Origin of the sequence: Fusobacterium perfoetens (assembly GCF_021531595.1) — a bacterium.
In the GTDB taxonomy this organism is placed as follows: Bacteria; Fusobacteriota; Fusobacteriia; order Fusobacteriales; family Fusobacteriaceae; genus Fusobacterium_B.
Genome location: NZ_JADYUD010000006.1, coordinates 47,246 through 59,506, shown reverse-complemented (window position 1 = coordinate 59,506; position 12,261 = coordinate 47,246). Strand labels below are relative to the sequence as shown.

Here is a 12,261-nt window from a genome sequence, read left to right as displayed (position 1 = left end):
TTAATGTTTGAACTTTTTTACATATATTTTATATATTATTTAGATAATTTTTTTATTTTTTATGCCCACAGTGACATCCAGTTCCATTTTTTGAAGCTGCACATCCTCCACAGCACCCATCTTCTCCCTTAAAATGTCTCACAATACTTCTGAAAGAATAGAATACTGCTACTGCAAGCACTGCAATAATTATTATTGTTTTCATATTTTTCGCCTTCTTTCTAAAAAATTAAATATTTAAAATAATCACTTAAAAGAATAAACGCCCTACTTGGAATATAAGAGTTGAAGCGATATATGGAACTATAAGCATGATTCCTATAAGCTTAAACAAATATTCTTTTCCAAATTCTTGTTTAATTGCTCCTAAAGTAACTGCACAAGGAACAACAAGAAGAATAAATACCATGAATGAGTATGCTCTTAAAGGAGCTAAAGGATCTCCAGCCCATAATCCAGCAGTTGCTTCTACCACTCCTCTTCCTTCTTCCTCTATTTCTTCTGCATCAGGTGCTGCAAAAAGAGAACTTACATCAAAACTTATTATTCCTGAAACTGAATCTTTTACTGCACCACCAAGAGCTGAAACTTGTTCTTTTAAATCTTCACTAAAGGTTACTTCTGCCTCTTCTCCTTCTTCTTCAGGAAGTTCAAGAACCTGTGCCATAAATCCTACTACAACTTCTTTAGCAGCAATACTTGGAACAATAGCTGCAACTGTCTCCCATCTATCAGCAAATCCTGTAGGCTTTAAAACAGGAGCTATTACTCTTCCAACACTTGCCATATATGATTTTTCTGCATCTCCATGATTAGGGAAATAAGTAAGTCCCCAAAGAAGAATCAAAATACCAAGAATAATACTTGTTGCTTTTTTTAGATATCTTCCTGTTCTTGTTAAAGTAGAATTCATAATAACTTTAAAGCTCGGAATTCTATATGGTGGAAGTTCTATAAGCAGAGCTTTATTATCAACTTTAAAATATTCAAATCTTTTTAAAATCATTCCTAAAAGAATTGCTGTAAATATTCCAAAAAGATAAAGAGATACTACTACAAGACCTGCTTTTGCACCAAAGAATGCAGCTGTAAATAATCCGTAAACAGGAAGTCTTGCACCACATGACATAAAAGGAGCAAGGGCTGCTGTAAGCTTTCTTGATTTTTCATCTTCAAGAGTTCTTGTTGCATAAATTGCAGGAACTGTACAACCAAATCCTAAAACCATAGGAACAAATGCTTTTCCATTAAGCCCAAGTTTTCTCATAATTTTATCCATAAGAAAAGCAACTCTTGTCATATATCCACTTTCTTCTAATATTGAAAGGAAGAAATAAAGGAAAAACATTAGAGGCACAAATGTAAGAACTCCTCCTACTCCACCAATTATTCCATCAACCACTAAAGAATTCAGCCAGTCAGGAGTACCTTCCATAAGTATTCCTGCATATTTTCCTATAAATCCTCCAACGAATCCATCAATCCAGTCAATGAAAGGAGCACTTCCATTAAATACGATTGTCATAAGACCTGCTATTATTACAAAGAAAATAGGCAGTCCTAAAACTCTGTTAAGAAAAATTTTATCAACTTTATCTGTAAAATCAAGTCTTGATTTCAATGAAGTCTTTAAAGTATCTGCAATAATTCCTTTTATTTTTCCATATCTTTTTTCTGCAAGAACTGTTTCTATCTCTTCATCATATCTATTTTCAATTTCTTCAGTATAAGATCTGAAATATCCCTCACAGTCAATTCCATATTCTTTTTTCATTTTTTCAAGGAAGTCACTGTCTTTTTCAAGTGTTTTTATTGTTACAAAATCAAGACTATATTTTTTCAATACATCTTTAAACTTTTCATCTTTTTTTACTTCCTCTTTCATCAGAGCATATTGACCATCTATAAACGAATCAAAAGTTATTTTATACTCTCTGCTTTTTTCTCCTTTCTTAGCAATAGCAACGGCTTTTTCAAGAAGTTCTGAAAGTCCTGTTTTCTTTATTGCAGATGTTTTTATTATCTCTATTTCTGTAAGTTCACTAAGTCTTTTTAAATCAAGTGTATAATTTAATTTTTCAAACTCATCATAAAAATTAAGAGCCATTATCATAGGCTTCCCTAATTCCTGAAGAAGCATAGTAAGATACAAGTTTCTTTCTATATTTGTAGATTCCACTACATTTATAACAACATCAGGATTTTCATTTATTATGAAATCTCTTGTAATTTTTTCCTCTAATGAAAAAGGACTTAGGCTGTATACTCCTGGAAGGTCAATCATTGTTATTTCTTCTCCATTATGTATAAAATGTGCCTCTTTCTTTTCAACTGTAACACCTGGCCAGTTTCCAACTTTAAGTTTAGAACCAGCTATTGCATTTATAAGTGCAGATTTTCCTACATTAGGATTTCCTGCAAAAGCTATTTTAATCATCTTATTTGTCCCCCTGTAATAAAATTTAATCCCTTTATCTATTATTTTATAAGTTCTATTTCTATATTTGCTGAATCTTCTTTTCTTATGGCAATACCATTTTCTTTAATACGGAATTCTTGAGGATCTCCAAGAGGTGCGTCTCTTTCAAGAAGAATTATTTCACCAGCTGTTACCCCCATATCTACAAGCCTTTTTTTTAGCTCACCAATTTTTCCTATTTTTATAATTTTGGCTTTTTCTCCTCTTTTTAACTCATTAAGTTTCATAACATCCTCCCATAATCTTCTATTTAAAATTTAAAATATTTAGTGTTTCAAAGTAAAATTCGTAAAAATTTACAGCCTCACGGCTGTAATTATTTTTTTATTCTACCATAATGTCTTTGGCAAATCCGAAACCTATTATATATTGACACTGCCCTGTCTTTACAACAAAATTATTGTTCATATTTCTCATAAGGCAAATTTTCCCACCACAACATATTCCTTTTTCTGCTAAGACAGTTTTATCTTTAGAATTTCCATTTATGTTTTTTATTGTAAAATATTTGTTTTGTTCTGCAAAAGCTAATGGAACTAACATATCAATTCCTCCTTAACCTTATTTTCAAAATCATTATACTCTATAATGATACTAACGGTCAAGCAAAAACTTTGATATTAAAAATATTTTTTATTCTGTTGAAAGAATATTAAAACAATGAAACTTAAAATAAATCCTTTATACTGTTCATTATAACGCTTCTAATGTCATTATTTTCTAAAGAAAATTCCTTTATCATATTTTTTATTTTCAGTCTTTTTGAATCCTCACTTGTTTCGTAAGGACATTTTGATTTCATAATAGGAAGTGAAAGTTTTCTTGCATAACTTATAATATTTTTTTCCTCAACATAGGCAAGAGGTCTTATTATTTTTACTCCATGTTCCTCTGATATATATGAAGGTCTCATAATATTTCTGTTTCCTTGATATAAAATATTCATAAGAAAAGTTTCTATTATATCATCTTTATGATGTCCCAGAGCAAGTTTATTTATTCCTTCCTCTTTCATTACTCTGTATAAAATCCCTCTCCTTATTCTTCCACATAAAAAGCAAGGATTTTTTTCTTTTGTTTCACCAAAAAGCATATCATCAAGATTAGTTTCTATAACTTTAAGTTCAAGCCCTAATTTTCTGCAATATTCTTTTATTTCAGAGCAATCTGCCTGATCTTGTTTAGGATGTATGTGGATTGGAATAATTTCAAAATCTATTTTCGCTATTTTTTTTACTCTTACAAAAGCATTAAGAGTTACAAGGCTGTCTTTTCCTCCTGAAACTCCTACTGCTATTTTATCCCCATCTTCTATCATATTAAATTGGTGCATAGCTTTTCCTATTGGATTCCATAAAACTTTATCATATCCCTTTGATTGAATATATGAAAGAATTTCTCTTTCATTAAGTTCCTCTGTCACAATTTTTATTTCTGTTAATTTTTTTATTTTTTCAAAAACACTGATAGTATTAAAAGGATTATATTCTATCTCTATATTTATTTTTTCTTTTTTATTTTCAATAACAACAATATTTTTTTCTGTACTTTCTACAACTGAAAATTTGTAATTTTCTTCTTCTTTTCCATGAAGTTCTCTTATATTTTTTATTTTTATCACAAACTTCCTCCCTGTTTTTCCTTATTTCCTTTTGTATACCCCATAACATAATCAATGTTTATATTTTTAAGAGAGTTAAATATACTTTGTTTTATATTTGGATTTTTCTCTTCTAAATCTTTTAAAAGAAGTTTTATCTCTCTTCTTTTTGAATCAACTTTTCCTGATTCAACAGGGCAGCCACAGCCCATAGCTTTTATCCCATTTCTTTTTACAAAAGAAATAATATCTGCTTCTTTTACATAAGCCATAGGTCTTATTACTGCAAGTCTTCCACTTGTTGATGGAACTTTTGGAATCATTGTTTTTATCGTTCCTGCATAAAACATATTTATAAGAGCTGTTTCAACTATATCATCAAAATGATGACCAAGTGCAAGTTTATTAAATCCTAATTCCTCAACCTTTTTATAAAGTACTCCTCTTCTCATCTTAGCACATAAAAAGCAAGGATTATCAGGATCTTGTTCAAAAGCTATTCTCCATACATCTGAATTAAAAATTTCACAAGGAATATTAAGAATTTCTAAATTTTTCTGAAACTGTTCTATATCTATAGCTTCAAAACCCGGATTCATAGATATAAAAGCCACTTCAAAATTTTTACTTTTATCTCTTTTTAGTTCTTGAAAAAGTTTACACAAAAGAAGACTGTCTTTTCCCCCTGAAACTCCTACTGCTATCCTATCTCCATCTTCTATAAGATTAAAATCATTTACAGCTTTTATAAATTTTCTCCATATTTTCTTTCTATATGAAGTTCTTAAACTATCAAGAACCATATCTTCATTTAAATCTTTTTTCTCTTCTATATGTATACAATTTTTACACTCACTCATTTTTATCCTCCATTAAAATCTTTAGGCTTTATTATATCATAAAAAAATATATTTATGGTATAATATCTTCAATATAATACTTTATTTTTAAGAAAGGACAAATAAAATGAGAGATATAGATATTAAAATAATAAAATTTTTAGTCAGTGGAAAAGCATACAGTGACACTGCTATTTTAAAAAATACAGGAGTAACTTTTGAAGAACTTCAAAAATCTTATGAAATTCTTACAAAAGAGGGATATCTTGAAAATTATACAGATTATCTTGCAAGAACACAAAATAGCTTTAATTCAAAAGAAAATGAATGCAGTTCATCTTGTGGGAAAAACTGCTGTGATTCAAATGAAAAACACTCATGTTCATCATGCTCAAAAAGTATTCCTGAAGAAGATTATAAAAATATAAAAGTAGTTACAGAAAAAGCTGTAAGAGAATTTGAATAATTTTTCTTGATTTTTATTATTATTAGAATATAATATTATTAATAATTTTTTATCAAAACATTGGGGAGGTAATATATGAATTTAAAATTATTAACAGCTGGAGCTATACTTGCTTCAACAGTATCTTTTGGAGCTGTAAAACCTGCTCAGTTTTCTGTTCTTCCTGGAGTTCAGTTTGGAGCAACTAAATATGATTCTGTAGCAAACTTCAGTTTTAACCTTTTAGGAGCAGAAAACCAAAATGTTTCAGGTCTTGATGTTTCTTTAGTTGGATACAGACAAGTAAATGGAAATTTCAGTGGTTTCCATGTTGCTTTATTTGGATTTGAGGCTTTCAGAGTAAATGGAAATATGAATGGAGTTTCTCTTGCACTTTGGAATGATGTTCATGGAAATTTAAATGGAGGAACAATAGGTGTAGTTAACACAACAGATGGTAATGCTGTATTTAATCTTGGAGGAGTCAATGTAACAAGAGGAGAGGCTACTGTTCAGCTTGGTTTTGTAAACTATGCAGAAACTACAAAAGGTCTTCAATTTGGTTTTGTAAATGCTACAAAAAATCTTGAAGGTGTTCAGGTAGGATTTGTAAACTATGCTGCAAATGGAGTGCTTCCTGTTCTTCCAATAGTAAACTTTAGAAAATCATTCTAAAAAATATCTACAAAAAAATAGTTTACTCTTTAATTAATACAGAAAATAAAGTGTAAAAAATGGGACTGTTGAATTCCTAATTTATAAAAAGTAAAATTTTAGGATATTGAAAATATTTTTGTAATTTATGAAGTGAGTTGAACGATAAAAAATGACACTGTCTGAACGAAGTGAGTTTGTCATTTTTAGTGAAACGAACAATATAAATAAAAAATATTTTCACAGAATAAAATTTTATTTTTATAATTTTCTAACAGTCCCATTTTACCTTTAACAATAAATTAATAAAACTATTTTTTATAAGCAGATTAATTTCATTTTAGTTCATTTTTTTGTATCATTGCTTTAAATTTTTTTCTATATTTATAAATAAGAATACCTGCTTCTATAAACCATTGAACAACAGTGATAATCCAAAAATATGTGATTGGCATTTTTTTCACATAGATAAAGTAATACATAAGAGGCAGTCTTATAAACCAGTTACATATAAAAGCCACTTTAAAAGGAGTTTTCGTGTCTCCACTTCCCTTTAAAGCTCCTGCAAGAACCATATCAACAGCCATAGGAATCTGCTGTGCTGCTCCAATCATAAGGCATTGGCTTCCAAGTCTTATAACTTCTGCTTCTTCTTTTTTTATAAACAAAGATACAAGTTCTTCTGAAAATATAAGAAATATTATACTAAAAAATCCCATTACAAATGCAGAAATAATAGCTGAAGTATTTGCATAGTTTTTGGCCTGTCTAAAATTCTTTTCCCCTATACTATGTCCCACAAGTGCAGTACAAGCTAGAGAAAATCCCCATCCTGGCATAAATGAAATGCTTTCTATAGTTACTGTTATCTGATTTGCTGAAAAAGCCAAACTTCCTAAACTCATAACCATCATAATTCCAAGAAGCCTTGAAATACTAGATGCTCCTTCCTGCATTGCAGAAGGAACTGCAAGTTTTATAAGCTCTTTCATTTCTTTAAAATTTATTTTTTCTGACAAAGATATTTTAAAAGGAAGTTTATTTCTTTGAGTAAAAATAAAAACAAAATATAAAATCTGAGCTCCTGCAGTTGCAGCTGCTGCTCCTCTTATCCCCATTTCAGGAAAACCAAATTTTCCAAAAATCAACAGATAATCAAAGGTTAAATTTACAACATTCATTACAGCAGCCCCATAAAGAGGAGTCTTAGTATCTTTACATCCTCTAAAAATTCCATTGAGCATATTGGCACACATATAAAAAAACATTCCACTGCAACAAATCCTCATATATGAAACAGCTGTTTTTAAAATTTCACCTTCTGCATTTGCTGCACTTAAAATATTTTCAGCAAAAATAAAAAAAGTAACTGTAACAACTGAAGAAATAAATATTCCTATCTTTATTCCTTGATTTGCATAGCTTTTAGCAAGAACTACATTTTTATTTCCCATAGCCCTTGCAACTATTGAAGTCATTGCTATTGAAAGTCCCATTCCCATAAGAATATTTATAAAAGTATATAAAAGTTCAGAGCTAAGAGCTACAGAAGATACTCCTGCCTGCCCCCCATAATGTCCTACCATCATTGTATCAAAAATCCATATAAGCATATAAAGCACCATTTCACCAACAGCAGGAAGTGCTAATTTTAATATTTCTTTTACATATTTCAACATTGTATCTGCTCCTTAATGTCTGTCTTGTAAAAAAAATTTTATCATTTTTTCCTTTTTCAGTCTATATAAAATATGTAAAAGTTTTAATTATCTGTTGACAGGTAAAATTATTTGTGCTAAAATTCTCACAATATAAATTTAATCCATGTAGAGAGGTGTAGGGACAGGCCCTTTGATACCTCAGCAACCTGCTTTTAAAAAAGTGTGGTGCTAATTCCTGATAGATGGTAATATCTCTAAAAAAACATTAGACTTCTTTCATCTATCAAGAATAGATAAAAGAAGTTTTTTTATTTTAAATATTAATATACACAAATGTTTTTATGGGGGTATTTATGAAAATTGCTAATCTTTTTACAAAGAAAAAACCAACTGTTTCATTTGAGGTATTTCCACCAAATGAAATATATTCTCTTGATGAAGTCTATAAAGTTATAGATGAACTTGCAAAACTTAAACCTGATTTTATAAGTGTAACTTATGGAGCTGGAGGAACTTCAAGGGGAAGAACTGTTGAAATTGCTTCAAAAATTAAAAATAAAAATCATATAGAAGCACTTGCACATCTTACATGTATAGGTGCTGAAACTTCTGAAATTAATAATATTCTTGAAGAACTTAAAAAAAATAATATAGAAAATATTCTAGCATTAAGAGGAGATTATCCTAAAGACTGCACTGATTTTAAAAATGGAGATTTTGCACATGCAAGTGACCTTGTAAAATTTCTAAAAGAAAAAACTTCTTTCTCTGTAGGAGGAGCATATTATCCTGAAGGACATCAAGATACAAATGATTTGCTTGATCTTTTTAATCTTAAAACAAAAGTTGATTCTGGAACTGATTTCTTAATATCACAAATATTTTTTGACAACGAACAGTTTTATCAATTCAGAGACAAATTAAAAAAATTAAATATAAATATTCCTCTTATTGCTGGAATTATGCCTGTTACAAATGCAAAACAAATAAGAAAAATAACATCTATGTGTGGATGCTCTATCCCAGAAAAATTAAGAAAAATTCTTGATAGATATGAAAGCAATCCAAAAGCTCTTAAGGAAGCTGGAATAGCCTATGCAACAGAACAAATTATAGATCTTATAGCCTCTGATATTGATGGAATTCATATTTATACTATGAATAAAGTTGAAACAGCCAAAAAAATTATGGACAGTATAGAAAATATCAGAGCTGAGTTTGAGGAGGCTGTATAATTATGAATTTCACAATTTTAAAAAAAGAACTTGAAAAAAGAATACTTGTCCTTGATGGTGCAACAGGAACTGCTATACAAAAGTATAATCTAAGTGATACAGATTTTCTTGGAAAAAAAGGGTGCAGTGAAATTCTAAACATTACAAGACCAGATATTATTAAAGAAATACACCTTAATTATATGAAAGCTGGAGCAGATATTATTGAAACAAATTCATTTAATTGTAACAGTATCTCTCTTTCTGAATATAATTTAGCTGAAAAATCTTATGAATTTTCAAAAATATCAGCTTCTATTGCCTGTGAAGCTGTAAAAAATTTCTCAGAAATTTCAGGGAAAAAAATATGGATTGCAGGATCTGTAGGTCCTACAAGTAAAAGTGCTTCTATTCCTACTGGAGATATTCCCTATGAAAGAGAAATATCTTTTGATGAACTAAAGAATTCTTACTCTGATCAAATAAGAGGGCTTATTGATGGAGGAGCAGACATTATTCTTATAGAAACTATATTTGATGGACTTAATGCAAAAGCTGCCCTTATAGCTACAGAAGAAATTTTTGAAGAAAAAAATAAATTTTTTCCTGTTATGATTTCAGCTACTGTAAATAAACAAGGAAAGCTTCTTTCAGGACAGAGTATTGAATCTCTTATAACAGCCCTTGACAGAGAATATATTATCTCTTTTGGACTTAACTGTTCCTTTGGAGCAAAAGATCTTGTTCCTCTTATTAAAAAGTTAAGTTCTTTTACAGATAAATATATATCTCTTTATCCAAATGCAGGACTTCCTGATGAAAATGGAGAGTACAAAGAAACTCCTGAAATAACAGCTGAATTTTTAAAAGAACTTGTTGAAGAAAAAGCTGTTAATATTCTTGGAGGCTGCTGTGGGACACATTTTGGACACATTAAGGCTATATCAAAACTTGTTTCTGGAAAAGAACCTAGAAAACCTAGTCTTTCATTAAAGAAAACTCATCTTCTTTCAGGAAATGAAATTTACTCTTTTAAAGACAGATTTACACCTGTAGGGGAAAGGAATAATGTTGCTGGTTCAAAAATTTTTAAAAAGCTGATAGAAGAAAAAAATTATACTAAAGCTCTTGAAATTGCCCGTACTCAAATTGAAAAAGGAGCAGCTGTTATTGATATAAACATGGACGACGGACTTCTTATTTCACACGAAGAAATAGAAAAATATTTAAGAGTTATTCAAAATGATCCTCTTGCTTCAAAAGTCCCTGTTATGATTGATTCTTCTGATTTTAAAACTATTGAAACTGCACTTAAAAATACAGCAGGGAAATCTATAGTAAATTCCATAAGTCTTAAAGAAGGGGAAGAAATTTTTAGAAAAAAGGCTCTTATTATTAAAAAATATGGTGCTGCTGTTATTGCTATGGCTTTTGATGAAAAGGGACAAGGAGTTTCTTATGAAAGAAAAATAGAAATATGCAGTCGTTCATACAAAATATTAAAAGAACTTGGATTTAATGACTGGGATATTATTTTTGATCCTAATATTCTTGCTGTAGGAACTGGAAGTGAATCTGATAGATTTAATGGAATAAACTATATAAAAGCTGTATGCTGGATTAAAGAGAATCTAAAATGTGGAGGCGTTGTAGGAGGACTTAGTAATCTTTCTTTCTCTTTCAGAGGAAATAATGCTCTTCGTGCTTCAATTCATTCTGTATTTCTTAAAACAGCTAAAAAAGAAGGAATGAATTTTGCTATAATGAATTCAGGTGAGTCTGCTCCTGAACTTTCAGAACATGAAATATCTGTTATTGAAAAACTTTTAAGAGGAGAAGAAAACAGTCTTGATGAAATACTTTCACTTTCAGTTAAAAAAACTGATACTGTAAAAAAAGAAAATCTTGAAGATAATTTTTATAACAGAATACATAAGGCTCTTATATATGGAGGAAGCACTTCATTTGAAAATGACATCTCAGAAGCATTAAATACTTTTTCCCCTATTGAAGTAATTCAGAATATCCTTATGCCTGGAATGGAAAAAGTAGGAAGTATGTTTGAAAAAGGAGAACTTTATCTTCCACAGCTTATTCGTTCAGCAAGTGTTATGAATAAAGCAGTTGATATTATAACCCCTCTTCTTGCAGGAAATGAAAAAATCCAGTCTAAAGGAAAAATTATTATGGCAACTGTAGAAGGAGATGTGCATGATATAGGAAAAAATATAACAGGAACAGTTTTAAAATGCAGTGGCTTTGAAATTATAGATTTAGGAGTTATGGTTTCAAAAGAAAAAATATTTGAAACTGCAGTAAAAGAAAAAGCTGATGTTGTAACTTTAAGTGGGCTTATTAGTCCTTCTCTTAAAGAAATGGAAAAAGTTCTTAATCTTTTTAATGAAAATAGTCTAAATATTCCTGTTATTATTGCAGGGGCAGCTGCTTCAATGCTTCATACCTCTATAAAACTTGCACCTATTTATAGAAATAAAACTTTATATGCAGCTGATGCTCTTGATACACTTACTGCAGCTGAAATGTTATGTTCTGATAAAAAAGATAATTTTCTTAAAGAAAAAGCTGATGAACTTAATAAGATTGCAAAAATATATTATGATAATAATAAAAATAAAAGTATAGAAAATAAACCTTCAGCTGAAGGTTCAAATGATAAATTTTTAAGTCCTGTTTCTTCTCCTTTAAAAACAGGAAAAGATTTCATTGAATTTTCTATTAAAGATACAGAACCTTTTATTAAATACGGACTTATTTTTCATAATCTTAAAGTAAAAGATACAAAAGAAGAAAAAGAAGTAGAAAAAGATATTAAAATGATCTTAGATACAATGAAAAAAGAAAAACTTACTGTTAAATGCTCCTTTGGTATTTTTCCATGTAAAAAAAATGAAGACAGTATTACAATCACAGAAAATCAAAAGAATTTTTCTATTCCTTTAAAAAGAGGAATCTATAAACCTCAGAGCACTTCTCTTTCTTTAAGTGATTTTTTCAATAAAGAAGATTATATAGGAGCATTTACTATTTCTGTTTTCAGTAATTTTTTTAAAGATAATGATTATTTAAGTCTTTTAGAGACTCTTGTTCTTACAAGAATAGCTGAAGCAGGAGCAGAATGTCTTCAAAAATACATTGATAAAAATTTATGGAAAATAAATATAAGACCTGTACCTGGATATCCTTCTCTTCCTGACCATTCAATAAAAAAAACTATTTTTGATTTAATTGAAGGAGAAAGAACTGGAGCAACACTTACTTCCTCTTTTGCAATGACACCTTTAAGCAGTGTCTGTGGATTATATGTTTCAAATCCTAAAAGTTTTTATTTTAATTTAGATTAAAATTTAT

11 protein-coding genes and 1 riboswitch are annotated in these 12,261 nt (G+C 29.4%); of the genes, 4 read left to right on the top strand and 7 right to left on the bottom strand.

Annotated features, from left to right (window positions below; genetic code table 11):
• Positions 1–52: 52 nt before the first annotated feature.
• The 6 genes from I6E17_RS04780 to I6E17_RS04755 form a co-directional block, all read right to left on the bottom strand.
• Positions 53–205: a FeoB-associated Cys-rich membrane protein gene (locus I6E17_RS04780; protein ID WP_176829420.1), complete on the bottom strand. Its 153-nt coding sequence runs from the start codon at positions 203–205 to the stop codon at positions 53–55.
• Positions 206–250: 45 nt separating this feature from the next.
• The gene (gene feoB / locus I6E17_RS04775) at positions 251–2,437 is read right to left on the bottom strand and encodes a ferrous iron transport protein B (protein ID WP_235235894.1); all 2,187 of its coding nucleotides are present in this window, start codon (positions 2,435–2,437) and stop codon (positions 251–253) included.
• A 41-nt stretch (positions 2,438–2,478) separates the two neighbouring features.
• Positions 2,479–2,706, bottom strand: a complete 228-nt coding sequence (locus I6E17_RS04770; RefSeq protein WP_176829422.1) for a FeoA family protein — start codon at positions 2,704–2,706, stop codon at positions 2,479–2,481.
• 97 nt (positions 2,707–2,803) lie between these two features.
• Positions 2,804–3,022 carry a FeoA domain-containing protein gene (locus I6E17_RS04765; protein ID WP_176829423.1) on the bottom strand — a complete coding sequence of 73 codons (219 nt, stop codon included), beginning with the start codon at positions 3,020–3,022 and terminating at the stop codon, positions 2,804–2,806.
• Between the two features lie 124 nt (positions 3,023–3,146).
• Positions 3,147–4,100 carry a tRNA 2-thiocytidine biosynthesis TtcA family protein gene (locus tag I6E17_RS04760; protein WP_235235892.1) on the bottom strand — a complete coding sequence of 318 codons (954 nt, stop codon included), beginning with the start codon at positions 4,098–4,100 and terminating at the stop codon, positions 3,147–3,149.
• Entirely contained in the window at positions 4,097–4,882 is a 786-nt protein-coding gene (locus I6E17_RS04755; RefSeq protein WP_419180978.1) for a tRNA lysidine(34) synthetase, read from the bottom strand. Before I6E17_RS04755 ends, I6E17_RS04760 begins: the two co-directional genes overlap by 4 nt.
• 163 nt (positions 4,883–5,045) lie before the next feature.
• Here I6E17_RS04755 and I6E17_RS04750 point away from each other — a divergent pair, with 163 nt between their 5' ends.
• Both I6E17_RS04750 and I6E17_RS04745 read left to right on the top strand, forming a co-directional pair.
• Positions 5,046–5,384: a hypothetical protein gene (locus I6E17_RS04750; protein ID WP_235235888.1), complete on the top strand. Its 339-nt coding sequence runs from the start codon at positions 5,046–5,048 to the stop codon at positions 5,382–5,384.
• A 75-nt stretch (positions 5,385–5,459) separates the two neighbouring features.
• Positions 5,460–6,038: an LA_2272 family surface repeat-containing protein gene (locus I6E17_RS04745; RefSeq protein WP_235235886.1), complete on the top strand. Its 579-nt coding sequence runs from the start codon at positions 5,460–5,462 to the stop codon at positions 6,036–6,038.
• A gap of 314 nt (positions 6,039–6,352) precedes the next feature.
• Here I6E17_RS04745 and I6E17_RS04740 read toward each other — a convergent pair whose 3' ends face one another.
• A complete protein-coding gene (locus tag I6E17_RS04740) occupies positions 6,353–7,696 on the bottom strand; it encodes an MATE family efflux transporter (protein ID WP_235235884.1) in 1,344 nt (447 codons plus the stop codon).
• 145 nt (positions 7,697–7,841) lie between these two features.
• Positions 7,842–7,944: riboswitch (SAM riboswitch) on the top strand.
• Positions 7,945–8,031: 87 nt separating this feature from the next.
• Between I6E17_RS04740 and metF the strand changes: the two genes are divergently transcribed.
• Both metF and metH read left to right on the top strand, forming a co-directional pair.
• Positions 8,032–8,913, top strand: a complete 882-nt coding sequence (gene metF / locus I6E17_RS04735) for a methylenetetrahydrofolate reductase [NAD(P)H] (protein WP_235235882.1) — start codon at positions 8,032–8,034, stop codon at positions 8,911–8,913.
• 2 nt (positions 8,914–8,915) lie between these two features.
• Entirely contained in the window at positions 8,916–12,254 is a 3,339-nt protein-coding gene (metH, locus tag I6E17_RS04730; RefSeq protein ID WP_235235879.1) for a methionine synthase, read from the top strand.
• Positions 12,255–12,261: the final 7 nt, after the last annotated feature.